Origin of the sequence: Streptococcus sp. HMSC072D03 (assembly GCF_001812855.1) — a bacterium.
GTDB lineage: Bacteria > Bacillota > Bacilli > Lactobacillales > Streptococcaceae > Streptococcus > Streptococcus salivarius_D.
In genome coordinates this window covers 1-26,418 of record NZ_KV810640.1, presented here as the reverse complement: position 1 = coordinate 26,418, position 26,418 = coordinate 1, and the positions used below count along the sequence as shown (strand labels likewise).

Genomic DNA, 26,418 nt, shown 5'->3' with positions numbered 1-26,418 from the left:
TACCATTCTATCGAAAAAAAAAAAGATTCGTCAAGTCTCTTTCATCAAATTGACTGGTTGATTGTTCAAACTGCCTATTTACAAGAAACATAAAGAGGTTGAAAGACATTCAACCTCTTCATATTAATTATAACTGTTGTCGATAGATTACTGACATGTAAGTGTTGATTATTGTCTAATCAAGTAATCAAAAGCTCCAATAGCAGCCGTAGCACCAGACCCCATGGAGATAATGATTTGCTTGTAGGCGCTATCTGTACAGTCACCTGCAGCAAAAATACCAGGGATATTTGTTGAACCAAATTTATCAACGATAATTTCTTGGCGCTCATTGAGTTCAATACCACTATCTTTGAGCCAAGCAGTACTTGGTACAAGACCAATTTGAACAAAGACACCTTCAAGATCAAGATGTTTTTCTTCGTTTGTATCACGCTCAACGTAATTCAAACCAGTTACATGATCTTGACCAACAATTTCTTTGGTTGCAACGTTCTTAAGAATGGTTAGATTATCAGTTTTAGCAGCTCGTTCTTGTAAGACTTGATCTGCCTTTAATTCAGGTAAGAACTCTAAGACCGTAACATGTTTAGTAATGCCTGCTAAATCTAAAGCCGCTTCCAAACCTGAGTTACCACCACCGATAACTGCAACATTCTTTCCTTCAAATAGAGGACCATCACAGTGTGGGCAGTAAGTAACCCCTTTATTGCGGAATTCTTCCTCGCCAGGAACGTTGATATTACGCCATTTGGCTCCGAGAGCTAGGATAGCAGTTTTGGATTTTAAAACGGCACCGTTAGCCAGTGTCACTTCAATAAGTTCTTTCTTTTCGATGCCAGTAGCTAATTGACTTTTGATGATATCAACATCATAAGATTTCGTATGCTCCTCAACTTGGGCCATTAACTTAGGACCTTCTGTATATAGCGTACCAATCATGTTCTCAATGCCGACTGTCTCGATAACTTGTCCACCAAAGGTTTCTGCTAAAAGACCAGTTTTTAAACCTTTACGGGCAGCATAAATGGCCGCACTGTTTCCAGCAGGACCACCACCAATAACCAAAACATCATAGACACCTTTATCAGCGAAAGCATCAGCATCAAGTGGTCCGTCCAATTTTTCAACAAGCTGTTCAATGGTTGCACGACCAGATGTAAATTCTTCTTGGTCTTTGTAAACCGTAGGAACAGACATGATACCTTTGGCTTTGACCTCATCCTGATACATACCACCTTCAATCATGGTGTGAGTGATATTTGGGTTCAAAACAGCCATTATATTAAAGGCTTGAACAACGTCTGGACAATTGTGACAAGTTAATGAAACATAAGTCTCTAAGTCGATGGGTTTATCAATCTTCTTGATACGTTCGATAGTGTCCTCATCAACTTTTGGTGGACGACCAGAAACTTGCAAGAGAGCTAAAATGAAAGATGTGAATTCGTGGCCCATTGGTAAGCCTGAGAAAATAACACGACTTTTTTGCCCTTTTTGTGCAATACCAAAACTAGGTTGACGTTTTAAATGTGTTGATTCAAGACTAATGCGGTCAGACATAGCGGCAATCTCGTCAAGAAATTCCTTCACTTTTCGAGAATTATCATCATCCCCTAAATCTGTTTGTAATACAATATCAGATTCTAGTAAATTTAAATATTGTGCTAATTGCGTCTTGATTTCTTTATCTAAGACCATGGATACCCCCTGGTTGTTAAATTTTACCTACAAGATCTAAGCTAGGAGTAAGTGTTTCAGCTCCTTCTTTCCATTTGGCTGGACAAACTTCACCTGGATGTTGACGAATATATTGAGCAGCACGAACTTTATCAATAAGAGTGCTTGCATCACGTCCAATACCATCAGCGTTAATTTCCATCATTTGGATAACGCCATCTGGATCAATGATAAATGTACCACGTTGTGCGAGGCCATCTTCTCCAAGAACATCAAAGCCTTGTGAGATGTGGTGTGAAGGATCTCCAATCATAGGGTAAGTAATAGTTCCAACAACATCTGAGTCATCATGCCAAGCTTTGTGAACAAAGTGAGTGTCAGTAGAGACCGAGTAAACCTCTACACCAAGAGATTTAAGAGCTTCATATTGTTCTTGAAGGTCACCGAGTTCAGTTGGGCAGACAAATGAAAAATCTGCAGGGTAGAAGCAGAAAACAGCCCATTTTCCTTTAACATCTTCATCTGTAACAGTAATGAATTCCCCGTTGTGGTAAGCTTGTGCTGAAAATTCAATAATTTCTTTTCCGACTAATGACAAAATAATGTCCTCCTCTATTTTTGATAGCCTAATTATAAACAAAATACTTATCAACCTCAAAGAAAACGATTGCAATTTTAATGCGGGTAATTTTTTTCTAATGGTTAGCCTGATTTTAGAGCTTGTCAAATGTCACTTTTTTTGATAAACTACTATAGTTGCGTAAAGTGACAAATACTCATTCTAAGCCGATTGTGGTCTTGTTGCCGCAGGGTGGGACTGCAAGTCTAAAGCTTAGAAGAGGAAAAAACAATTTTTAAGGAGAAATACTCATGGCAGTAATTTCAATGAAACAACTTCTTGAGGCTGGTGTTCACTTCGGTCACCAAACTCGTCGCTGGAATCCTAAGATGGCTAAGTACATCTTCACAGAACGTAACGGAATCCACGTTATCGACTTGCAACAAACTGTAAAAATGGCTGATACAGCTTACGAATTTGTTCGTGAAGCAGCAGCTAACGATGCAGTAATCTTGTTCGTTGGTACTAAAAAACAAGCAGCTGAAGCAGTAGCTGAAGAAGCAACTCGTGCTGGTCAATACTACATCAACCACCGTTGGTTGGGTGGTACTCTTACAAACTGGGATACTATCCAAAAACGTATCGCTCGTTTGAAAGAAATCAAACAAATGGAAGCTGATGGAACTTTCGAAGTTCTTCCTAAGAAAGAAGTTGCACTTCTTAACAAACAACGTGCACGTCTTGAAAAATTCTTGGGTGGTATCGAAGATATGCCTCGCATTCCAGATGTAATCTACATCGTTGACCCACACAAAGAACAAATCGCTGTTAAAGAAGCTAAAAAACTTGGTATCCCAGTTGTAGCGATGGTTGATACAAACGCTGATCCAGATGAGATCGATGTAATCATCCCAGCTAACGATGACGCTATCCGTGCCGTTAAATTGATCACTTCAAAAATGGCTGATGCTATCATCGAAGGTAACCAAGGTGAAGATGCTTCTGCAGATTTCCAAGAAGCAGCTGCAGCTGATTCAATCGAAGAAATCGTTGAAGTTGTCGAAGGTGACAACAACTAATCTTTAAGATTGGTTTGGGCTCGATGCCCACTAAAGATACGACAAACACCTAAGGGGCGGGGCTCAGCCCTGCCCCTTAGTTTGATAAAATAAATTTGGAGAAAAACAAAATGGCAGAAATTACAGCTAAACTTGTTAAAGAATTGCGTGAAAAATCTGGTGCTGGTGTCATGGACGCTAAAAAAGCATTGGTTGAAGTTGAAGGTGATATCGAAAAAGCGATCGAATTGCTTCGCGAAAAAGGTATGGCTAAAGCAGCTAAGAAAGCTGACCGTGTTGCAGCTGAAGGTTTGACTGGTGTTTACGTTAACGGTAACGTTGCAGCAGTTGTTGAAGTTAATGCTGAAACTGACTTCGTTGCGAAGAACGCTCAATTCGTTGAGTTGGTAAACGAAACAGCTAAAGTAATTGCTGAAGGTAAACCAGCTAACAACGAAGAAGCACTTGCATTGACTATGCCTTCAGGTGAAACTCTTGAAGCTGCATACGTAACTGCTACAGCTACTATCGGTGAAAAGATTTCATTCCGTCGTTTTGCAGTTGTTGAGAAAACTGATGCGCAACACTTCGGAGCTTACCAACACAACGGTGGACGTATCGGTGTTGTTTCAGTTATCGAAGGTGGAGATGACGCTCTTGCAAAACAAATCTCAATGCACATTGCAGCGATGAAACCAACTGTTCTTTCATACACTGAATTGGACGAACAATTTGTTAAAGATGAATTGGCACAACTTAACCACGCTATCGATCAAGATAACGAAAGCCGCGCTATGGTTAACAAACCAGCTCTTCCACACCTTAAATATGGTTCTAAAGCTCAATTGACTGATGCTGTTCTTGCTCAAGCTGAAGAAGATATCAAAGCTGAGTTGGCTGCTGAAGGTAAACCAGAAAAAATCTGGGATAAAATCATCCCAGGTAAAATGGACCGCTTCTTGCTTGACAACACTAAAGTTGACCAAGCATACACACTTCTTGCTCAAGTTTACATCATGGACGACAGCAAAACAGTTGAAGCTTACCTTGAATCAGTAAACGCTTCAGTAGTAGACTTCGTTCGCTTTGAAGTTGGTGAAGGTATCGAAAAAGCATCTAACGACTTTGAATCAGAAGTTGCAGCTACAATGGCAGCAGCTCTTAACAACTAATTCTAGTTGCTAGATAAAAAGAAAAGAAGTTACGTGAATGAATCGTAGCTTCTTTTTTGTTGCTATTAAAAAAACGTCTGAGCATGCCCCAGACGTTGAAAAACTAATTAATGAGCGAAGGTATTTACACCAAGTAGAAGAGAGAGTGTTCCCATGATGATACCTGCAAGGATAACCCCAAGCATAACAGCAATAACACTACGTTTAAAGTCCCAATCTAGGATAGATGCTGCTAAGGTACCAGTCCAAGCTCCTGTTCCTGGAAGCGGAATTCCCACAAAAAGTAGAAGGGCCCAGAAGATTCCCTTATCTCCGGCAGCTTTTTCAAGTTTTTGGCCACCACTGTGACCTTTTTTAAGACACCAGGTAAAGAAGCCACCAATTAGAGGTTTGTCTGCCCCCCATTCGAGAACACGGCGGGCGAAGAAAAAGATAATTGGAACTGGAATCATGTTCCCAATGACACAAAGAATTAGGGCTTGCCACCAAGGAATACCTGAGGCGATAGCGACAGGTACGGCTCCACGGAGCTCAACTAAAGGAATCATAGAGATTAAGAGTGCAATGATGTATTTCATGAGTAACCTTTCATAGGGAAATAAAATAAGAGATAAGACTCAAAGTGAGATGAGCTTTATCAAGAGTGATAAGACTAGTACTACTGCGAAAGTGCTAAAAAGTACTTGTTGGATTAGGTGGGTTTCAGCCTGTTAAAGTGGATAGAAAATTTGAATCAAACACCTTAAGTTACCTAATATTCCAGTCTTATTTATTGTATCTTATATGGTCTCTAATGACAACTTTAAAAAGCTTTTTGAAGGTATAGTTTCCCATGAGCTGACATTTTTGGTATAATAATAGTCAGTTATAGTCAAATTAGACTGGAGGAATTAAGATGGCAAGAAATACATCAGATAGTATAGAAGAATATATTAAAGAATTGCTGGGCCAGTCTGGAATTGCTGAGATTCAACGCTCGAACTTAGCAGATACTTTTCAAGTTGTACCGAGTCAGATTAACTATGTTATTAAGACTCGTTTTACAGAAAGTCGTGGTTATATTGTTGAGAGTAAACGTGGAGGTGGCGGTTATATTCGTATCGTCAAGGTCAGATTCTCCGACAAGCACCACATGATTAATGATTTGCTTCAGAACTTGGCAGATCAGCTCAGCGAGCAGGTATTTACAGACTTGATTCAGTTGCTTTTTGATGAAAAAATCATTACTGAACGTGAGGGAAATTTGATTTTAGCAACTGCTAGTGATGATGTTTTAGGCGAAGATGCGGCTACTATTCGTTCGCGTATTCTACGCTCGCTATTACTTAGATTGGATAGAAAAGGAAATTAGATGACGACATATTCAAGAAAAATGCAGGCCATTTTCCATCGTGCTCAGCTTGAGGCAGAGCGTTTTGGAAGTCCTTTCTTGGAGACTTGGCATGTGCTTCTGGCTATGGTTGAGGTTCCAGGATCTGTAGCCTACCTAACATTTACTGATTTTGAGGACCGTATTCGTGCGGAAGAGATTGAGACCGCTGCTGTACTAGCGATGGAGAAAAGTCCAAAAGACTTGTCTGAATCAGATATTATCGATTTACGTGCACAGTCACATGCTTTAGAGGTTATGTTGCAAGAGGCAGAGGGAATTGCTAGTGTGACTGGTGCTGTAGAGGTAGGGTCTGAACATGTATTGATGGCCTTCCTTCTTCATAAGGATTTGATGGTTTGTCGTCTCCTTGAAGTTGCTGGTTTTCAATATAAGGATGACAGCGATAAGCCTCGTATTATCGATTTACGACGTTCTTTGGAGCGTTACGCAGGTCTTAGTAAGCAAGATTTGAAGGCCATTCATGACCTTCGTAAGCCTAAAAAATCAAAGGCGTCAGGAAATTTTGCTAATATGATGCAGCCTCCTCAATCTTCTACTGGGGAACTGTCAGATTATACCAAAGACTTAACGGCAGTAGCCGAATTAGATGCTCTTGATCCTGTTATTGGACGTGAGAAAGAAATTTCACGCATGATTCAGGTTTTGAGTCGTAAAACGAAGAATAACCCAGTTCTTGTGGGTGAAGCAGGTGTTGGTAAGACGGCACTTGCGCTTGGCTTAGCACAGCGTATTGCTTCAGGCGAAGTACCTTTTGAGTTGGCTGATATGCGTATCTTAGAGCTTGATATGATGAGTGTGGTTGCAGGAACACGTTTCCGTGGCGATTTCGAAGAACGTATGAATCAGATCATTGATGAGATTGAAGCTGATGGAAAAATCATTCTTTTTATTGACGAATTGCATACGATTATTGGTTCTGGTTCAGGTATTGATAGCACCTTAGATGCGGCGAATATTTTGAAACCCGCTCTAGCACGTGGAACTCTTCATATGGTTGGAGCAACTACTCAAGCTGAGTACCAGAAGCATATTGAGAAAGATGCAGCTCTTTCTCGCCGTTTTGCTAAGATTACAATTGAGGAGCCAAGTGTACCTGAGGCGATTGATATTCTAAAAGGCCTACGTTCGTCTTATGAAGACTATCATCGTGTAACGATTACTGATGAGGCGGTTGAGACAGCAGTCAAGGCAGCCCACCGTTATTTGACGAGTAAAAACTTGCCTGACTCTGCCATTGATCTTTTAGATGAAGCGAGTGCAACTGTTCAAGGTCGTATCAAAAAAGAAGCCAAACGTGAGATAACGCCTTTGGATGAAGCGCTTCTATCTGGTGATATGAAGGCTGCTGTTAAACAATATAAAGCTAGCCAAAAAGCAAAATTACCAGAACCTGCCTTGGTAGATGCAGATCAGATTATGCAAACCCTTAGTCGTCTATCAGGTATTCCTGTTGAGAAGATGACTCAGGCAGATAGCAAGCGTTACTTGAATCTGGAAGCAGAGCTTCATAAACGTGTTATTGGTCAAGACGAAGCAGTTTCAGCGATTAGTCGTGCTATTCGTCGTAACCAGTCAGGTATTCGTACTGGAAAACGTCCGATTGGTTCCTTCATGTTCCTTGGACCTACTGGTGTTGGTAAGACAGAGTTGGCCAAGGCTTTGGCGGAAGTTCTCTTTGATGATGAGTCAGCTTTGCTTCGCTTTGACATGTCAGAATACATGGAAAAATTTGCGGCTAGCCGCCTTAATGGTGCTCCTCCAGGTTATGTTGGATATGATGAGGGTGGTGAATTAACAGAGAAAGTTCGCAATAAGCCTTACTCAGTTCTCCTCTTTGACGAGGTGGAAAAGGCTCACCCAGATATTTTCAACATCCTCTTACAGGTTTTGGATGATGGTGTCTTGACGGATAGTCGAGGTCGTAAAGTCGATTTCTCAAATACCATTATCATTATGACTTCGAACTTGGGAGCGACTGCTCTTCGTGATGATAAGACTATTGGATTTGGTGCCCAAGACATTTCTCATAATCACCAAGCAATGCAGTCACGTATCATGGAAGAACTTAAGAAGGCCTACCGTCCAGAGTTTATCAACCGTATTGATGAGAAGGTTGTCTTCCATAGTCTAGAGGAAGAGCAACTTCGTGAGATTGTCAAGATTATGATGAAACCGTTGGTATCAGCTTTGGCTGAAAAAGGGATTGACTTGAAATTCCAACCAGCTGCTCTCAAGCATTTAGCTAAAGATGGCTATGATGTTGAGATGGGTGCTCGTCCATTACGTCGCACGATTCAAACTCAAGTGGAGGACAAGTTATCTGAGCTCTTACTAGGTGGTCAAGTAGTTAGTGGACAAACTCTTAAAATCGGCTGCTCGAAAGATAAATTAACCTTTACAGTAGTGTAAAAATCAAACAAATAGACAGATTACAGGTGTAGTCTGTCTTTTTTTGTGTCAATAGGAGTCAAGATAGAGTCAATCTTTCTGTAAAGATGGGGTAAAAGAAAAAGCCGAGCAAAGCTCGACTGTAATAATTAGAGTTTTTCGTTGACAAAGTTGACAAAGTGATTCCACCAGACCTTGAGGAAGAAGCTTTTCTTAACTTCTTTACCAGCAACCAGTTCCATGCTAGGCATACCTTGGTTAGGCAAGTAACCTTCTCCTACAAGTGACTTATCTTCAAAGGTAGCAGTTCCAACCTTGTCACTTGAGTTGACAGGGGCTTGGACTTGATTTGTAGTAACTTTAATATGTTTACTATTGTTAGCATCTATTTTTTGGATGATATTAAAGTCAGACTTAGCAACAGCAGTGACTTGCTTAGATTTCCCATCAAGGACAGGGGCTTGGCTTTTACCGATGGCTTGTCCTTTTTTGGCAATGGTCTTGCTTTCCCAATGATAGACTACGTAATTAAGTAGGTCATTGGTTGCAGTGAAACGGGCGTAGTCATCAGTATCGGTATTATCAGCATTCAAAATGACTGTGATAATGCTCATGCCGCTTTCATTTGAGTGGGCCACGAAGGAAGCACCGGCTAAATCAGTGGTCCCTGTTTTTAGGCCATCCACTCCTTTACGGTAACTAGGTTGTCCCTTGAGCATATAGTTGAAGGTTTTGAGTTTGTTGACACCATCAAAATCAGCTTCAGTTTTTTTAGTGATATCGAGAATTTCAGGATATTCTTTCACTACGTGTTGTGCAATGATAGCAACATCTTTAGCACTCATGGTATTTTCTTCGTCTGATTTAGAGCCTGGATAGATATTGTCACCTAAGTAAGAATTATTGAGACCAGAGGCATTGACAATCTTGGCATCAGTGATACCCCAATCTTTAAGTTGGGCTTTCATCATGTCGACAAACTTACTTTCGGTTCCTCCGATTTCCTCGGCTAGAGCAATAGATGCACTGTTGGCACTGGAAATAAGAGTTGCGTCAAGAAGTTGTTTGACAGTGTATTTGCGGGCGTCTAGTGGAATATTAGATACTCCGGTACTGACAGTTAGTTCAAAGGGGTAGTCAGAAATGTCAACTTTGCTGTTCCACTTGAGGTCTCCCTGATCTACCGCTTTATAAACCATATAGGCTGTTAGAAGCTTGGTAATAGAGCCAATCCCCGTAGAGGTGGTTGCATCTTTTTCGTATAAAATTTTGCCAGTATTAGCTTCGACAGCGATGGCATGTTTGGCTGCGGCATTATATCCTTTTTTCTTATCTGTTGCAAAAGCAGGGGCTACGCTACCCAGACAGAGTAAGAAGGTCATCATAAGCGTAATCAGTTTTTTCATGGTTTGTTCCTTCATGTGTTTTGGATATTTATTATACCACATTTTGAGAGGAACTTAAGGTGTTGAGAAGGAGCTTTTACTTACAAGAATAATTTTTAAAGCAAGATAAAACTACCTTTTGATATCTAAAAGGTAGTTTTGTGTTTACTTGTTTCCTGTAAAGAAATTAACGATATGGTTCCACCAAACTTTTAAGAAGAAACTTTTCTTGATAGATTGGTTAGCTGTTACAGAAATTTGAGGTGGATCAGAGATGTAACCTGTTCCAACGAGATCCTTATCATCAAAGGTCGCTGTTCCAATAGTGTCACCTTTTTTGATAGGGGCTGTTATAGTTTTTGCTTTGATTTTAACAGCATCATTTTTGCTGTTTATTTTTTGAACGACTGTAAGGTCTGACTCGAGTTTAGCAGAGATGGTTTGACTGTCTCCATCGGCTACCTTAATATCATTTTTCTTGACGATTTGTCCCTTGGTGTTGAGGGTTTTGATTTTCCAGTTTTGAGTCACATAATCTAGCAACTCATTTGTGGCCGTGAATCTGGCTGCTTCATCTTCTCCGCCATTGTCCGCATTCATAACAACGGTAATTAAACTCATGCCATTTTCATTGGCGTGGGCTACAAAGGATGCCCCTGCAAGTTCAGTTGTTCCAGTCTTGAGTCCATCAACGCCTTCACGGTAGTTGTCTTGCCCCTCCAACATGTAGTTGTGCGTCGTTAATTTGTTGTCACCTTCGAAATCAGTTTCGGTTTGCTTGGTGATTTCAAGTACCTGAGGATAGTCTTTGATGAGGTGGTCTGCAATAATGGCAACATCTAGAGCGCTCATAGTATTTTCGTCATCTGCTTTAGAGCCAGGATAGCGGTTATCCCCAAGGTATTTATTGTTTAGGCCAGAAGCGTTAAATAATTTAGCATCTGTAATGCCCCATTCTTTAAGTTGGGCTGTCATAGTGTCAACAAAGGCACTCTCTGATCCTGAGATTTTTTCAGCTAGAGCAATAGCAGCACTGTTAGCGCTGGAAATGAGGGTGGCATCCAGGAGCTGTTTAACAGTGTATTTTCGGGAATCTAGTGGGACATTTGAAACTTCTGAATCAACGGTTAAGTTGAAAGGATAGTCTGAAATATCTACTTCAGTGTCCCAGGTAATTTTTCCTTGGTCAACTGCTTTATAGACCATGTAGGCTGTTAGGATTTTAGTCATTGAAGCCACACCATCAGGAGTAGTGGCGTCCTTTTCATAGAGGACTTTCCCAGTAGTTGCTTCGATAGCAATCGCATGTTTAGCAGAAACATTGAAGTTATCTGTCTGTTCTTGTGCTAGAGCAGGTGTTACTAGGCCTAGTAAGATTAAGGCAATCATAATGATGTGTTGTAATTTTTTCATAGTCATTCCTTTGTCTCTCATAAGTGTTTATTATATCACAAAACGACTTAAATATCTGAGAGAAAGGGAGACTTGGGCGCTAACTTATGCCGGAGCTCTGCCATTTTTGACTATATTATGGTAAAATGAAAGTTATATCAAATGAATGACATAAAGTTGACCGGTTCGTTTTTTTAAGGGCTGGTCATGGATAAAAAGAGGGATCAAACATGGCTAAACAAACTTTTGAGATGACCTTTGCAGGACGCCCGCTTGTCGTTGAAGTTGGGCAGGTAGCCAAGCAGGCTAATGGTGCTGTCGTCGTGCGTTATGGAGATACAACTGTATTATCAACAGCTGTTATGTCTAAAAAGATGGCAACTGCAGATTTCTTTCCTTTACAGGTTAATTATGAGGAAAAAATGTATGCAGCTGGTAAGTTCCCGGGTGGCTTTAATAAGCGTGAGGGTCGTCCTTCAACAGATGCCACTTTGACTGCTCGCCTTATTGACCGTCCTATTCGTCCTATGTTTGCGGAGGGCTTTCGTAACGAAGTTCAAGTCATTAACACGGTCCTCTCTTATGATGAGAATGCTAGTGCTCCAATGGCTGCTATGTTTGGTAGCTCTTTAGCTCTTTCTATTTCTGATATTCCTTTCAATGGTCCAATTGCTGGGGTTCAAGTAGCCTATGCTGCAGAAGATTTCATCATCAACCCAAGTGCAGCGGATAAGGAAGTTTCACTTTTAGACTTGACAGTGGCAGGTACCAAGGAAGCTATCAATATGGTAGAGTCAGGTGCTCAGGAATTGTCTGAGGATATTATGTTGCAAGCACTCTTGAAGGGACATGAGGCTATTCAAGAGTTGGTTGATTTCCAAAATTATATCGTTGCAGCTGTTGGTAAGGAAAAGGCTGAGGTTGAACTTCTACAAGTTGATGCTGATTTGAAAGTCGAGATCGAAACGGCTTATTATGATCAGTTAGCTAAGGCTGTTCAGGTGGAAGAAAAACTGGCGCGTGAAGCAGCAACTCAGGCTGTAAAAGAAGAAGTCCTCGCTTCTTATCAAGAACGCTTTGCAGAAGATGAAGATAAGGAAACCATTCTGCGTGATGTGGCAGAAATCCTTGAGCAGATGGAACATGCTGAAGTGCGCCGTCTCATTACCGAGGATAAGGTTCGTCCAGATGGCCGTCGTGTGGATGAAATCCGTCCTTTGGACGCAGAGATTGACTTTCTTCCTAAGGTTCATGGTTCAGGTCTCTTTACACGTGGTCAAACTCAAGCCTTGTCAGTTTTGACTTTGGCACCTATGAGTGATACACAACTTGTTGATGGTTTGGATCCAGAGTATAAGAAACGTTTCCTTCACCACTATAATTTCCCTCAGTATTCAGTGGGTGAAACAGGGCGTTATGGTGCGCCAGGCCGACGTGAGATTGGTCACGGAGCCTTGGGTGAACGTGCCCTTGCTCAGGTTCTCCCAAGTGTTGAAGAGTTCCCTTATGCTATCCGTTTGGTAGCAGAAGTCTTGGAGTCAAATGGTTCTTCATCACAAGCTTCTATTTGTGCAGGAACCTTGGCTCTTATGGCTGGTGGTGTACCTATTAAGGCACCTGTTGCAGGGATAGCCATGGGACTTATCTCAGATGGTACTAACTACACTGTCCTAACTGATATTCAAGGTTTGGAAGATCATTTTGGAGATATGGACTTTAAGGTGGCTGGTACACGTCAAGGAATTACAGCTCTTCAGATGGATATTAAGATTTCGGGTATTACACCGGCCATTCTCGAAGAGGCTTTGGCTCAAGCAAAGGTAGCTCGTTTTGAAATTCTTGATGTTATTGAGTCAGCAATCGCTGAGCCACGTCCAGAATTGGCACCAACAGCACCTAAGATTGACAGTATTCAGATTCCTGTTGACAAGATCAAGGTTGTCATCGGTAAAGGTGGCGAAACTATTGACAAGATTATCGCTGAGACTGGTGTCACTATTGATATTGATGAAGAAGGTCTTGTTCAGATTTTCTCTAGTGATCAGGATGCTATTAACCGTGCTAAAACTATCATCTCCGATCTTGTACGTGAAGCTAAGGTTGGAGAGGTTTACACTGTACCCGTTGTGCGTATTGAAAAGTTCGGTGCCTTCGTCCACCTTTTCAATAAGACAGATGCTCTCATCCACATCTCAGAACTAGCTTGGGAACGTACTGAGCATGTCGAAGATGTGGTTAAAGTTGGGGGTACGGTAACTGTTAAGATTATCAAAATCGATGAAAAAGGACGTATCGATGCCTCAATCAAGGCCTTGCTTCCTAAGCCTGAAAAACTTGAGGAAGGGGAAAATGGAGGAGAGCAGCGACATCGCCGTCGTTCTCGTCATAAACCACGCCACCATAATGAAAGTGGTGAAACACCGAAAAATCCTGATAAATCAGAAACGAAAGAACAGACAGAAGAATGACAGAAAATCAAGAATTGCAAGCTTTTGATGAAACTCTAAAAGAATTTTTAAAGGAACCAGACCACTTTTTGACTAGTCTGGCTTTGGTTAATCACCTACAACGTACTCCCGTCTTGGCTGCCCAAGACCTCTACGCAGTTGAAGTGGAAGGAAAGAAGGTTGTTCCTGTCTTCACCAATGAACAGGACCTACAATCTTTCAAAGCTACTCAAGAGAGTGCTCGAGAACAAACTTGGGTAGAACGTTCGAGCTTAGATGTTTTAACACAACTTGTTCAGGCAGAGCTTTTTGGTCTTGCTTTCAATTTAAAAGAGGATGGTGATTTCTCGAATACTACTCTTTTTGCAAGCAGTGAACTCATCCAGTTTATCAACTATTTCACTCAGACCCTTAATAATCTTTTGGGTGAGGAAAATCAAAAGGCAGCTCCTAAAGATAAGATTTATCTTGTTCCAGCCTTCATTCACAAACGCGAGGAAGATGGCCAGGATGACCGTTTCTTTGCGACCATGTCGAATGCAGAGGGACAAAGTTATGTGCCTGTGTTTACGAACTTAACGAGCTTTGCAAAATGGTACGGTAACGAGACTTTTGGTCTACCTTTCCGTAAGGCTAAAGGGACGATTTTACAGTGGCCACTGTCAGAAATTTACCAGCCTTCAACAGGTGAAAATGAGTTGGATAAGGTTCAAGGTATTGTCATCAATCCGTTTGATGAGCAGCCTGAGTTAGTCGACTGGTCTTATTTTGAAGGGGATAGCGAGTAGACCTAGTGTTGGTAGCTTTCCACTTTAAATAATAATAGGGCCACAGCAAACAATAATAACAATAATGATGTAAGGAGTGACCTAAATGGGTTGGTGGAAAGAAAGTATTGATATAGTAAAGAAAAATGACCCGGCAGCTCGGACGAGTCTAGAGGTTCTTTTAACCTACCCTGGCTTAAAAGCCTTGGCTGCTCATCGTATCTCACATTTTCTCTGGCGCCACCATTGTCGACTCTTAGCGCGTATGCATAGTCAGTTTTGGCGCTTTTGGACTCAAATTGAGATTCACCCAGGGGCTCAGATTGCTGAAGGTGTCTTCATTGACCATGGCTCTGGCCTTGTTATTGGTGAGACAGCTGTTGTGGAGAAGGGTGCTATGCTTTACCACGGTGTCACTTTAGGTGGTACTGGTAAAGATGTGGGAAAACGTCACCCAACTGTTCGTGAGGGTGCCTTGGTTTCAGCTCATGCTCAGGTCATAGGCCCTATTGAGATTGGAAAGAATGCTAAGGTCGGTGCGGCAGCTGTGGTTGTTGCGGATGTCCCAGAAGATGTTACAGTCGTTGGTGTTCCTGCTAAGGTTGTGCGTGTTCATGGTCAAAAGGATGAAGAAGTTATCCACGATATTGAAGAAGGTCGTGAATACTATAGCGAAAAGCTAGAAGACCTTCTAAAAGCAGCTAGCTTTCATTCATCACGTCTATAAGGAAAGGAAACGATGAAACTCTTTAGTTCAAAGGTGACTCGATTGACGGTTGTGGGTCCTCTTGCTCTTGTTTACATTGCTTTACATAGAGCAGACTATAGTATGGCCGCCTTATGGTTTTGCATTGCTCTGTTATGGGCCGGTCTTGTTTTTAAGCAACGACACAAGTGAGATTTGAGTAATGAAAAAATTCTTCAAGGACAATCCTTTTTTGGTCTTCTATATAGTTGGGAGTTTTCTTTCAGCTATGTCTCTCTTAGCTCAAGGTCAGCTAGATGCGGCTATTTGGATTATCATTCTCGTTATACTCTTGTGTTTGTACCTAAACCATATCAAAGATAAAAAATAGTTTCCAGTTAATTGAAAGGAATCTCTAGTGATTAAAATTTATGATACGATGACGCGTTCGCTCCGTGATTTTGTACCTTTGACAGAAAATGTTGTCAATATGTATGTCTGCGGACCAACAGTTTACAATTACATTCATATCGGAAATGCCCGTTCAGCAGTAGCTTTTGATACTATTCGTCGTTATTTTGAGTATTGTGGCTACACAGTCAACTATATTTCCAACTTTACGGATGTAGATGATAAGATCATCAAGGCAGCCAATGAAGCTGGTATTTCAACTAAGGAATTGTCGGACAAGTTTATCGCGGCCTTTATGGAAGATACCGGACAACTTGGCATCAAACCAGCGACACAAAATCCACGTGTTATTAACTACATGGATGAAATCATTGCATTCGTGTCAACCTTGGTTGACAAAGGATTTGCCTATGTCTCTGAAGGTGATGTTTACTTCCGAGTAGCTAAGTCAAACAACTATGCTAAATTGGCTAACAAGACCTTGGAAGATCTTGAAATTGGTGCAAGCGGACGTACGGATGCTGAAACAGAACGTAAGGAAAATCCTCTAGATTTTGCCCTTTGGAAAGCTGCTAAAGAGGGAGAAGTTTCTTGGGATAGCCCATGGGGACCTGGTCGTCCTGGTTGGCACATCGAATGTTCTGTTATGGCGACTGAAATCCTTGGAGATACTATCGATATTCATGGTGGAGGGGCAGACCTTGAGTTTCCACACCATACCAATGAAATTGCCCAATCCGAAGCCAAAACTGGCAAGACCTTTGCTAACTACTGGATGCATAATGGTTTTGTCAATGTGGATAATGAAAAAATGTCAAAATCCTTGGGTAACTTCGTGACCGTTCATGATATGCTTCAAACGGTTGATGGTCAAGTGCTTCGCTTCTTCCTAGCAACACAACAGTATCGTAAACCAATTAACTTTACAGAAAAAGCTATCCATGATGCTGAAGTCAATCTTAAGTATTTGAAAAATACCCACAGTCTTCCGTTGACAGAACAGGTGAATCAAGCTGAGTTGCAAACTTATCTTGACGCCTTCCAAGAAGCTATGGATGATGATTTTAATACGGCAAACGGAGTGACTGTTCTGTTTGACATGGCTAAATGGATTAATTCAGGCAATTATGATCAAACCGTTAAGGATGCTTTTGAAAAAATGCTCCAAGTCTTCGGTATTGTTTTCGAAGAAGAAGTCCTTGATGAAGATATCGAAAAACTCATTGAAGAGCGTCAAGCGGCGCGTGCCAACAAGGACTTTGCGACAGCAGACCGCATTCGTGATGAGTTAGCTGCTCAAGGTATCAAACTTCTTGATACCAAGGAGGGCGTGAGGTGGACACGTGACTAAACATCTTGATGTCAACCTTATTAATGGTATTGCTCTCGCTTTTGAGGGAGATGCTGTTTATTCCTTGTACATTCGCCGTCACCTGATTTTTCAAGGTCAGACCAAGCCAAACCAACTGCACCGTCTAGCTACACGCTATGTTTCAGCTAAGGCCCAGGCTAGTCTCATTGAAAAAATGCTGGAGCAAGAGCTTTTGACTGAAAAAGAGCTAGACATCTATAAACGAGGTCGTAATGCGAATAGCCATACCAAGGCTAAAAATACAGATGTTATTACCTATAAAATGTCAACAGGCTTCGAAGCAGTCATGGGCTATCTTCATATGACAGAGGATATCGCTCGCTTAGAGGAACTGATTGCTTGGTGTATTGACGAAGTTGAAAAAGAAATCTAAAAATTCTGCCGAGAGCAGGATTTTTTGTTTAAAGGCTATAAAAATTGTAACAGTTAGCCAGAGTTTCAAAATTTAGATTATTTGATAATCAAAGTAATTCGGCGTCTTGACAATAAAAAATAAGATGAAACTAATATTTAGCACCTTGAAAATGAGAAAGTTAAGGGATGTCTGACACGTGTAAAACCCCGATATAATAGCGTTTTTTAATAAAACTAATTTGACAGAAAGTAAAAAAAAGTCTATAATATTAGTAAATGAGGCCATCTAAAAAATGAGGAGGTGAATGGAAATAGCTAAGAAAAAAGTTTTCTATACAACTTTTGCTGCTTTGATTTTATCTAGCTTTACGCTTCAAACAGGTAAAGCAGATGAAGTTCAGGTAAAACCTGATGAAGCTAAAATAGATTATGTTAATAGTGAGGCACCGGCTCCAGTTGCTCCTCAGGCTGATTTTTCTTCAGTAGGAGCTAAGGCAGAGTCAGCGAGTCAAGTAAGTTCAGTAGTGACCTCAACGTCACTGATGGTTGTCTCTTCAAGTGAGACAGATGAGGGGCTTCTTGAGGTACATTCTCAAGTTGATATCGTGGAGACTAGTGTTTCTACGACGACACCTCATTCAGAAGAGGCTCGTGCCCAGGCTTTTGGTGAGGATCGATCAGTAGCGGCATCTGAACGAGGAGATGCAAACCCAACATCTGATTCTGAACAAGCAAAACCAAATATTGTGCTTACTTATGATAAGTCTCATGAGGCTACAGCGACTGCAGAGTCTCAAGCTGTGACTTCAATGTATAAGAGTGAAAGCACACTATACACATCTGAACTTGCTGGAAATACACATGCAGTTATAGAAAAATCAGAGTATTCTTCACTGGATTCTCATACGACATCTGTAAGTGCGACTCCTACTAGCCAAGCTATTGCAACTTCTGAAGTCGCTTCTGAGTCTGCAAGCACTGCAAGCTCTCTTGCATCTACGGCTCCAGAAACGAGTCAGTTAAATAATAATTCAGAAGATAGCTTAACTGTCCTTACGGTTGGCTGGAAAGATTCATCATCAACTTCTGAGGTCTTTGAAACTTCTGTAGTGGTTTCTATGTTGCAAAGTGAGAGTTTGACCTATTCGTCAGAGGTAACCTTTACGGATGGACTTACTTCAGAAATCTTAGCAACTCCAATCACTTCTGAAGTTTATACCGTTGTTCCAAAACGAGACAGTACTGGAGCGCTTCTTGAAGATCAACCTGCTGTTACAGGGAATACAGATATTCTTTATTTAGCACGTGGTGAAATCTTTAACGTCAACTTTGATGTTAACAAGATGGAAGGTAAGAAGATTAAGGGCCTTAATCTAGTCCTTGATGGCAAACAAATTCATCACAGTTACTTTGTTGAAGGAACTCTGGATGAGGTCAATGCTGGTTTGAGTGCCTACCATTTGGCAGAGCAAACAACTGGTATTCATAAAATGACCTTTGAGTTGATTGATACGAATAACAATATTCATTACCTGACACAAACCTTCAGTGTCTTCAATGAAGGTGAGCGTCCAGTGACACCTGATAGTTACCGTAGGAATCAGTATTCATCAACAACGACTGTACCGGTTACTTATAATACCAGTGCAAATAGCTACACTGAAACAGCCAATCATATACAAGCTACGGCTGTTAATGAGTTGGCTGAGACAACTAGAGCGCTAACACAGCAATTGGCAGAACAAATTGCTGAGGTTTTGAGTGGTTGGTCTTCAGCGATTTCTGGAAATAGTTCAACAAGCACAGGTTCAATTGATATCTTCCAAGCAGCAGGTAAAACCATTACTCAAGCTGCGAGAAAGATTGCAGAATCAATCTCAGATCCAGATACAATTGGTAAGCAAGCTTTGGCTGCTGCAACTGTTGTTCTCGTTCTTCTAGTGCTTTACCTAGCAGCAATTACATTTATTTAACATGCTTTGCCCTCGTAAGAGGGCTTTTTTTATGATAGAATTAGCTTATGAAAACAACTAAAGAATCAAGTCTAGACATTGTTTATGGTGTGCATGCCGTAACAGAGAGTCTGGAAGCAAATACTGGTAATAAACTCTATATTCAAGATGATCTTCGAGGGAAAAATGTTGATGCTATTAAGGCTTTGGCAGCTGAAAAGAAGGTTTCCATCTCTTGGACACCTAAGAAAACCCTGTCTGATATGACAGGTGGAGCTGTGCATCAAGGTTTTGTTCTTCGTGTGTCAGAGTTCGCTTATTCTGAACTCTCAGTTATTATGGATAAGGCTGAACAAGAGGAGAATCCTCTAGTCCTCATTTTAGATGGACTCAACGATCCTCATAACTTTGGTTCTATCCTACGTACAGCTGATGCTACTCAGGTGACAGGAGTTATTATTCCTAAGCATCGTGCTGTGGGGGTAACACCTGTCGTTGCCAAGACATCAACAGGGGCAGTGGAACATATTCCCATTGCTCGAGTGACCAATCTTAGCCAAACTCTTGATAAACTTAAAGAAGCAGGCTTCTGGGTATTTGGGACAGATATGGATGGCACACCATCTCATAAATGGAACACAGCTGGGAAGGTTGCCCTTATCATTGGTAATGAAGGCAAGGGAATCTCTGCTAACATCAAGAAGCAAGTGGATGAGATGATTACTATTCCTATGAGTGGTCATGTGCAGAGCCTTAATGCCAGTGTGGCAGCTGCAGTTCTCATGTATGAAGTTTATCGAAACCGATTGTAACTATGAAAAAAAGAATACTTCTAGTTGATGGTTATAATATGATTGCCTTTTGGCAAGAAACCCGTCAACTTTTTAAGACCAATCAGCTTGATCAAGCTCGTGAAACATTGCTTCGTAAGCTTAATCATTATGCTAACTTTGAACATATTGATATTATCTGTGTATTTGATGCTCAGTTTGTTCCAGGGAGCCGTCAGCGTTATGATCAGTATCGTATCAGTGTTATTTTTACTGAGGAAGATGAGACAGCAGATAGCTATATTGAGCGCGCAGCGGCTGAGATGAATACTGTTCAAAATCTAGTTGAAGTGGCAACTAGTGACTTAAATGAACAGTGGGCTATCTTTTCGCAAGGGGCTTTACGTGTTTCGGCGCGTGAGTTGGAAGAGCGTGTCAATACCGTTAAGTCTGACCTAGACAAGATGTCGGCACATATTGACTTAAAGACACCAAAACTACGTCCTTGGGACGATGCACAATTAGGGAAATTACAGGACCTTTTAAATGAAATAGAATAGAGGGATATATGACATTTAATATTTTGACAGATTCCACAGCAGATCTAGATGAAAAATGGGCTCAGGAGAATAAGGTAGAGCTCGTTGGTTTGACCATCACGCTTGATGATATTGCTTATGAGACCGTTGGCCCTAACCGTTTAACGAGTGACCGTCTCTTAGAACGTATGCAAGAAGGCAGTCAGCCAACCACAAGCCAGGTGAATGTTGGTCAATTTGAAGAGGTTTTTCGTCGTCATGCTAAAAATGGTGATGCTCTTCTCTATATTGCCTTCTCATCAGTGCTTTCAGGTACTTATCAAAGTGCTGTTATGGCGCGTGACATGATTTTGGATGAATACCCAGAAGCTATCATTGAGATTGTAGATACCCTGGCGGCAGCAGGTGGGGAAGGTTATCTTTCTATTTTGGCGGCAGAAGCTCGTGACCAAGGTAAGAGCTTATCTGAAACAAAAGCCATGATTGAGGACATTCTGCCACGTTTACGGACCTATTTCTTAGTTGATGATCTCTACCATCTCATGCGTGGGGGTCGCCTTTCTAAAAGCTCAGCTATTATTGGTAGTTTGATTAATATCAAACCCCTTCTTTGGTTGGACGCTTCAGGCAAGTTGGTTCCTCTGGCCAAAATCCGTGGACGTAAAAAAGCCATTAAAGAAATGGTCCTACAAGCTACCCAGGATATTGGACATAGCACAGCAATTGTCGCTTATGCCAATGATATTGAAGCGGCGGAGAATCTAAAAGAACAATTGTTAGCAGTTGACGGCATTGAGCAAGTTCTCATTATGCCACTTGGGCCAGTCATCTCTACTCACGTCGGACCGGATACTTTAGCCGTCTTTACGATTGGTAAAGAAGCTAGATAGAAAAAGTGTCAGATAGGCTTTCCTATCTGATTTTTTTGTTTTCTGAAATGATAGATTAATAGAATATAAAAAGATAATCTATACAAAATGAATGATATATTTGACATAGTGTAAAATAATGCTATAATTAATCTAGAAAATGGAGGAAACAAAATGAAAAAGTCACAGAAAAAAGTAGCTAGCACGATGGATGAGCGTGCTTCAGTTGATCAGCGGAGAATCTTCTGCTAGAGGTTATTGGATAGCCATGCTTGGTATATTTGTAACGATTATGGTTGCTAGTAAGACCCACTCCATCGAATTAGTGCAGTCACTATTAATCATCACTTTCTTTGGTTCTATGTGCCTAGTATTAGTTCACAGCGTATCACGTAATGGGCATCCATGGTTGCTAGACAAAAAACTTGAGAAGAAGATGCTCATATTATCCTGGGTAATGTGTCTTTTGGGAATTTTTATATCGCTAATGGGCCTTTTAAGTCTATTTCAGTCGTTTAAGATAGGGAAGAATCTTATGAGTAGTGTAGCATTTTTGACATTGGGTTTGACTCTTATTTGTGACTGCTGGGTTATCATTAAAAGAATCAAGAAGAACCGTTTGGAAGAACTAGAAAACGAAGAATAGGATTTTTGAATGAAAAATTTAAAAATGAAGTCAGCTCGTGTAGCAAAGGATCTCACTCAACAAGGCTTGGCAGATGCTATAGGAGTCTCTCGTCAGACCATCTCAGCTATTGAAAAAGGTGATTATAACCCTACTATAAATCTGTGTATTGCTATCTGCAAAACTCTGGACAAAACTTTAGACCAGCTTTTTTGGGAATCTGAGGATTAGTTTGTACTCTTTAGATGTTATTTAGGCATGATTTCTAGTCTTACACCTTATAAAATGAGAGACTAAAAAAATACAAAAAATAAAAGAAAAACATCTCCAAATGACTTGCCTTGGATGTGTTTTTTTGATATTATGTTAAACGGTATTGTTTACCCCATTTGAAAGGCCCCGGAACCTTCCAAATACTTTTCGATGGGAAGGAACACCCATCACTCGTAAACAAAAATCGAACTATATATAGGAGAAATCATGAACAAAACAACATTTATGGCTAAACCAGGCCAAGTTGAACGTAAATGGTATGTCGTTGACGCAACTGATGTGCCACTTGGACGTCTTTCTGCAGTAGTTGCTAGCGTACTTCGCGGAAAAAACAAACCAACTTTCACACCACACACTGATACAGGTGACTTCGTAATCGTTATCAATGCTGAAAAAGTTAAATTGACTGGTAAAAAAGCAACTGATAAGATCTACTACACTCACTCAATGTACCCAGGTGGATTGAAACAAATCTCAGCAGGTGAACTTCGTTCTAAAAATGCTGTTCGTTTGATCGAAAAATCAGTTAAAGGTATGCTTCCACACAACACTCTTGGACGCGCACAAGGTATGAAATTGAAAGTCTTCGTTGGCGGTGAGCACACTCACGCTGCACAACAACCAGAAGTACTTGATATCTCAGGACTTATCTAATTCTAAGAGGAAAGGAGCACTAATATAATGGCACAAGCACAATATACAGGTACAGGACGCCGTAAAAACGCCGTTGCACGCGTACGTTTGGTTCCAGGTACTGGTAAAATCACTGTTAACAAAAAAGATGTAGAAGAATACATCCCACACGCAGACCTTCGTCTCGTTATCAACCAACCTTTTGCAGTTACTTCAACTGAAGGTTCATACGACGTACACGTTAACGTTGTAGGTGGTGGATACGCTGGTCAATCAGGTGCGATCCGTCACGGTATCGCTCGTGCACTTCTTCAAGTAGATCCAGACTTCCGCGATTCATTGAAACGCGCTGGACTTCTTACTCGTGATGCACGTATGGTTGAACGTAAGAAACCAGGTCTTAAGAAAGCTCGTAAAGCTAGCCAGTTCTCTAAACGTTAATCAATACGATACTATCAACGTTTACAGACATTCAAGAATTTTCTCTTGGATGTCTTTTTTGTATAAAAAATAGTTGTTTTTCGGAAAGTTAGCTATTAATATTTATCAATGATAAAAATAGCATGTTTTAAGGGACTGACCCCAAAAAGTGAGAATTTAATAAAAAGACTTGACATAATTCGTTTACAATAGTAAACTTATTTTGAACATATTTGTTTACATTTGTAAACGTCTAGGAGGAAAGGAGAATGAGCACAATAGAACTTAATACTTATATCACAGATGCAGAATGGGAAGTCATGCGTGTAGTTTGGGCAAATGATCGAGTAACTAGTAAAAAAGTCATTTCCGTATTGCAAGAAAAAATGGAATGGACACAATCCACTATCAAAACGATCTTAGGTCGATTAGTTGGAAAAGGCGTACTAAATACAGAGCATGAAGGTAGAAAGTTTATTTACACTGCCAATATTGAAGAGACAGAAGCCGTAAGGGATTATGCAGAAGATATTTTCAACCGTATTTGCAATAAGAAAGTCGGAAATGTAATAGGAAGCATCATTGAAGATCATGTTTTAAGCTTCGATGATATAGATCGACTAGAAAAAATATTAGAGATGAAAAAATCTTTCGCAGTAGAAGAAGTGGATTGCAATTGTCCAGAAGGACAATGCGAATGTCATTTACATCATCATTAAGCATAAGGAGGATTTAAAATGAATAATGACAACATGGATAAGTTAAAACACGAGCATGGAATCACAGATGAACATGGATACCATAAGGATCAACATCAAGTACATCATGCTGGGCATGATCACAGCGGGCACTGTGGGCATGATTACAGCGGGCACAGTGGGCATAATCACAGCGGACACAGTGGGCATGCCCACCATCATCACGGAAGCTTTAAGGAACTTTTCTTAAAGTCATTGCCACTAGGAATCATTATTATGCTCTTAGTCCCTTTGCATGGATTTGAACTACCATTCCAGTTTACTTTTCCATATTCTGATATTGTAGTAGCTATTTTATCTACTATATTAATTATTTATGGTGGACGTCCATTCTATCAAGGTGCAGTTGACGAATTTAAACAAAAAGAACCTGGAATGATGGCACTCGTTTCTTTAGGTTTAAGTGTTTCATATTTATACAGTATTTATGCTGTGATCATTACCTACGTAACGGGTGAACACGTGATGGACTTTTTCTTTGAATTTGCTTCATTACTATTAATCATGCTATTAGGTCACTGGATTGAGATGAAAGCTATTGGAGAAGCAGGAGACGCACAAGCAGAATTGGCTAAGTTAGTGCCGAAAGATGCTCACGTTGTATTAGAAGACGATTCAATTGAAACACGATCAGTTGCTGACTTAAAGGTAGGTGATTTAATTCGTGTTCAAGCCGGAGAAAATGTGCCAGCAGACGGGATTATCGAGCGTGGCGAATCACGTTTAAATGAAGCTCTTTTGACTGGAGAATCAAAAGCAGTTAAAAAAGGCCCTGGCGATGAAGTAATCGGGGGCTCAACAAATGGAGAAGGGGTTCTTTATATTAAAGTGAATGAGACAGGTGATCAATCCTTCATCTCTCAAGTTCAGAATTTAATCAGCCAAGCTCAAAGTCAGCCTTCCAGAGCAGAAAATATTGCTCAAAAGGTTGCAGGGTGGCTCTTCTATATTGCTGTTATTGTCGCGCTAATTGCTTTTGTAGTGTGGATGATTATTGGAGATATCCCAACGGCAGTTATATTTACTATTACTACATTAGTTATTGCTTGTCCGCACGCATTGGGTCTGGCTATTCCATTGGTAACCGCCCGTAGCACAAGCTTAGGAGCTAGCCGAGGCTTACTAGTAAAAGACCGCCAAGCCTTAGAAATAGCTCAAGATGCAGATGTGATGATTTTAGATAAAACGGGTACTTTAACAACTGGTGAATTTAAAGTATTAGATGTAAAACTTCTTAATGACAAATATACAAAAGAGGAAATCATTGCCTTATTGGCAGGTATTGAAGGAGGATCTAGCCACCCAATTGCTCAATCAATTATAAGTTTCGCCGAGCAGCAAAATATACGTCCAGCATCTTTTGATTCGATTGATGTGATTTCCGGTTCTGGAGTAGAGGGTAAAGCAGGTGGGCACCGTTACCAATTAATCAGTCAAAAAGCCTATGGACGTAATCTTGATATGGATACTCCAAAAGGAGCAACTCTTAGTGTCTTAGTAGAAAATGATGATGCCATTGGTGCTGTAGCTTTAGGGGACGAATTAAAACCAACGAGTAAAGAGTTAATTAAAGCTCTTAAAAAGAACAATATTCGACCAATTATGGCAACAGGTGATAATGAAAAAGCGGCTCAAGGCGCGGCAGTAGATTTAGGGATTGAATATAGATCAAATCAATCTCCACAAGACAAATATGAGTTAGTTAAAACACTTAAAGATGAAGGAAAGAAAGTTATCATGGTAGGTGATGGTGTAAATGATGCTCCTTCTCTTGCCTTAGCAGATGTTGGTATAGCTATAGGTGCTGGAACTCAAGTTGCGTTGGATTCAGCTGATGTCATATTGACTCAATCCGATCCAGGAGATATTGGATCATTCATTGATTTAGCACACAAAACAACTCGTAAAATGAAACAAAACCTATTTTGGGGAGCTGGTTATAACTTTATAGCTATCCCTCTAGCTGCAGGAATTTTGGCTCCTATTGGTATCACATTAAGCCCTGCATTAGGAGCAATCCTAATGTCTGTGTCAACAGTCATAGTCGCCATTAATGCTATGTTATTAAGTTTAGATCCAAAAAATAACGGTTAACAGATCGAATGATTGAAACTCCTTAAAGTATCAAGATACAATAGTTTTACAGGAGAAAAAGAGATGTAAGTACTGGCTCTTTGTAAAATCGTGTTGGTAGAAGTAGACGATTTTTCTACCAACACGATTTTTAATTTATTATAGAACTGATTTCTGTTAAAATCCTAAAAGCCACCTATTTCGACAGTTTTATAGCTTGTTATTCTATTTTCTTGACAATAATACCACCGTCTCCACACGTTTTTTAACCATAAAAAGACACCTCCATGAGCATTTGATTATATTGTACCAAATCCAACTTGGAGGTGTTTTTATTTAATTCTCATTTACGGGGGTCAGTGCCAATTAAAATTGCGTATTTTTTATTTAAAATGTATTAGAATTAAATTCATGCCCTATTGTAAAATGAAGTGCAACACAAA

General features: G+C 40.5%; 23 protein-coding genes. 18 read left to right on the top strand and 5 right to left on the bottom strand.

Annotation, left to right across the window (positions count from 1 at the left end; translation table 11 throughout):
- Window positions 1–168 precede the first annotated feature (168 nt).
- Complete coding sequence (gene ahpF / locus HMPREF2877_RS03620) at window positions 169–1,701, bottom strand: alkyl hydroperoxide reductase subunit F (protein ID WP_038675041.1); 1,533 nt, start codon at window positions 1,699–1,701, stop codon at window positions 169–171.
- Window positions 1,702–1,717: 16 nt separating this feature from the next.
- Entirely contained in the window at window positions 1,718–2,278 is a 561-nt protein-coding gene (gene ahpC / locus HMPREF2877_RS03615) for an alkyl hydroperoxide reductase subunit C (protein WP_002886340.1), read from the bottom strand.
- A gap of 272 nt (window positions 2,279–2,550) precedes the next feature.
- Between ahpC and rpsB the strand changes: the two genes are divergently transcribed.
- Window positions 2,551–3,318: a 30S ribosomal protein S2 gene (gene rpsB / locus HMPREF2877_RS03610; RefSeq protein WP_002886342.1), complete on the top strand. Its 768-nt coding sequence runs from the start codon at window positions 2,551–2,553 to the stop codon at window positions 3,316–3,318.
- Between the two features lie 110 nt (window positions 3,319–3,428).
- Window positions 3,429–4,469 (top strand): translation elongation factor Ts, encoded by a 1,041-nt coding sequence (tsf, locus tag HMPREF2877_RS03605; protein WP_070578692.1) that lies wholly within the window; start codon window positions 3,429–3,431, stop codon window positions 4,467–4,469.
- Window positions 4,470–4,576: 107 nt separating this feature from the next.
- Here the strand turns inward: tsf and HMPREF2877_RS03600 are convergent, their stop codons facing one another.
- Window positions 4,577–5,047 carry a COG2426 family protein gene (locus tag HMPREF2877_RS03600; protein WP_002886344.1) on the bottom strand — a complete coding sequence of 157 codons (471 nt, stop codon included), beginning with the start codon at window positions 5,045–5,047 and terminating at the stop codon, window positions 4,577–4,579.
- Between the two features lie 317 nt (window positions 5,048–5,364).
- On the opposite strand from HMPREF2877_RS03600, the gene HMPREF2877_RS03595 reads away from it, so the two are divergent.
- On the top strand, window positions 5,365–5,820 hold the full coding sequence (locus tag HMPREF2877_RS03595) for a CtsR family transcriptional regulator (RefSeq protein WP_002886345.1): 456 nt from the start codon (window positions 5,365–5,367) through the stop codon (window positions 5,818–5,820).
- Window positions 5,821–8,271 carry an ATP-dependent Clp protease ATP-binding subunit gene (locus HMPREF2877_RS03590; protein WP_041817177.1) on the top strand — a complete coding sequence of 817 codons (2,451 nt, stop codon included), beginning with the start codon at window positions 5,821–5,823 and terminating at the stop codon, window positions 8,269–8,271.
- 128 nt (window positions 8,272–8,399) lie between these two features.
- Here HMPREF2877_RS03590 and pbp3 (HMPREF2877_RS03585) read toward each other — a convergent pair whose 3' ends face one another.
- Both pbp3 (HMPREF2877_RS03585) and pbp3 (HMPREF2877_RS03580) read right to left on the bottom strand, forming a co-directional pair.
- Window positions 8,400–9,656 carry a D-alanyl-D-alanine carboxypeptidase PBP3 gene (gene pbp3 / locus HMPREF2877_RS03585; protein WP_045768740.1) on the bottom strand — a complete coding sequence of 419 codons (1,257 nt, stop codon included), beginning with the start codon at window positions 9,654–9,656 and terminating at the stop codon, window positions 8,400–8,402.
- 144 nt (window positions 9,657–9,800) lie between these two features.
- Window positions 9,801–11,048 carry a D-alanyl-D-alanine carboxypeptidase PBP3 gene (gene pbp3 / locus HMPREF2877_RS03580; protein ID WP_002886348.1) on the bottom strand — a complete coding sequence of 416 codons (1,248 nt, stop codon included), beginning with the start codon at window positions 11,046–11,048 and terminating at the stop codon, window positions 9,801–9,803.
- 209 nt (window positions 11,049–11,257) lie between these two features.
- Between pbp3 (HMPREF2877_RS03580) and pnp the strand changes: the two genes are divergently transcribed.
- From pnp to HMPREF2877_RS03505, 14 genes are all read left to right on the top strand, one after another.
- Window positions 11,258–13,495, top strand: coding sequence for a polyribonucleotide nucleotidyltransferase (gene pnp, locus HMPREF2877_RS03575; RefSeq protein ID WP_045768739.1), 2,238 nt, complete (start codon window positions 11,258–11,260; stop codon window positions 13,493–13,495).
- Window positions 13,492–14,262 carry an SseB family protein gene (locus HMPREF2877_RS03570; protein ID WP_002886352.1) on the top strand — a complete coding sequence of 257 codons (771 nt, stop codon included), beginning with the start codon at window positions 13,492–13,494 and terminating at the stop codon, window positions 14,260–14,262. Before pnp ends, HMPREF2877_RS03570 begins: the two co-directional genes overlap by 4 nt.
- Window positions 14,263–14,347: 85 nt before the next feature.
- On the top strand, window positions 14,348–14,968 hold the full coding sequence (gene cysE, locus HMPREF2877_RS03565; protein WP_002886354.1) for a serine O-acetyltransferase: 621 nt from the start codon (window positions 14,348–14,350) through the stop codon (window positions 14,966–14,968).
- A gap of 376 nt (window positions 14,969–15,344) precedes the next feature.
- A complete protein-coding gene (gene cysS / locus HMPREF2877_RS03560; protein ID WP_013989932.1) occupies window positions 15,345–16,688 on the top strand; it encodes a cysteine--tRNA ligase in 1,344 nt (447 codons plus the stop codon).
- Window positions 16,681–17,082, top strand: coding sequence for a Mini-ribonuclease 3 (locus HMPREF2877_RS03555; protein WP_002886359.1), 402 nt, complete (start codon window positions 16,681–16,683; stop codon window positions 17,080–17,082). The genes cysS and HMPREF2877_RS03555 overlap by 8 nt, the downstream gene beginning before the upstream one ends.
- Before the next feature lie 286 nt (window positions 17,083–17,368).
- The gene (locus HMPREF2877_RS03550; RefSeq protein ID WP_002886368.1) at window positions 17,369–19,036 is read left to right on the top strand and encodes a hypothetical protein; all 1,668 of its coding nucleotides are present in this window, start codon (window positions 17,369–17,371) and stop codon (window positions 19,034–19,036) included.
- Window positions 19,037–19,083: 47 nt separating this feature from the next.
- Entirely contained in the window at window positions 19,084–19,827 is a 744-nt protein-coding gene (gene rlmB, locus HMPREF2877_RS03545; protein WP_002886369.1) for a 23S rRNA (guanosine(2251)-2'-O)-methyltransferase RlmB, read from the top strand.
- A 2-nt stretch (window positions 19,828–19,829) separates the two neighbouring features.
- Window positions 19,830–20,345: an NYN domain-containing protein gene (locus tag HMPREF2877_RS03540; protein WP_002886370.1), complete on the top strand. Its 516-nt coding sequence runs from the start codon at window positions 19,830–19,832 to the stop codon at window positions 20,343–20,345.
- Window positions 20,346–20,353: 8 nt separating this feature from the next.
- On the top strand, window positions 20,354–21,214 hold the full coding sequence (locus HMPREF2877_RS03535; protein WP_013989934.1) for a DegV family protein: 861 nt from the start codon (window positions 20,354–20,356) through the stop codon (window positions 21,212–21,214).
- A gap of 634 nt (window positions 21,215–21,848) precedes the next feature.
- A complete protein-coding gene (locus HMPREF2877_RS03525) occupies window positions 21,849–22,049 on the top strand; it encodes a helix-turn-helix transcriptional regulator (protein WP_002886373.1) in 201 nt (66 codons plus the stop codon).
- A gap of 249 nt (window positions 22,050–22,298) precedes the next feature.
- Window positions 22,299–22,745, top strand: a complete 447-nt coding sequence (gene rplM, locus HMPREF2877_RS03520; RefSeq protein WP_002886374.1) for a 50S ribosomal protein L13 — start codon at window positions 22,299–22,301, stop codon at window positions 22,743–22,745.
- A gap of 27 nt (window positions 22,746–22,772) precedes the next feature.
- A complete protein-coding gene (gene rpsI / locus HMPREF2877_RS03515) occupies window positions 22,773–23,165 on the top strand; it encodes a 30S ribosomal protein S9 (protein ID WP_002886375.1) in 393 nt (130 codons plus the stop codon).
- Window positions 23,166–23,413: 248 nt separating this feature from the next.
- Complete coding sequence (locus tag HMPREF2877_RS03510; protein WP_070578689.1) at window positions 23,414–23,863, top strand: CopY/TcrY family copper transport repressor; 450 nt, start codon at window positions 23,414–23,416, stop codon at window positions 23,861–23,863.
- A gap of 18 nt (window positions 23,864–23,881) precedes the next feature.
- On the top strand, window positions 23,882–25,996 hold the full coding sequence (locus HMPREF2877_RS03505) for a heavy metal translocating P-type ATPase (protein ID WP_070578686.1): 2,115 nt from the start codon (window positions 23,882–23,884) through the stop codon (window positions 25,994–25,996).
- Window positions 25,997–26,418 lie beyond the last annotated feature (422 nt).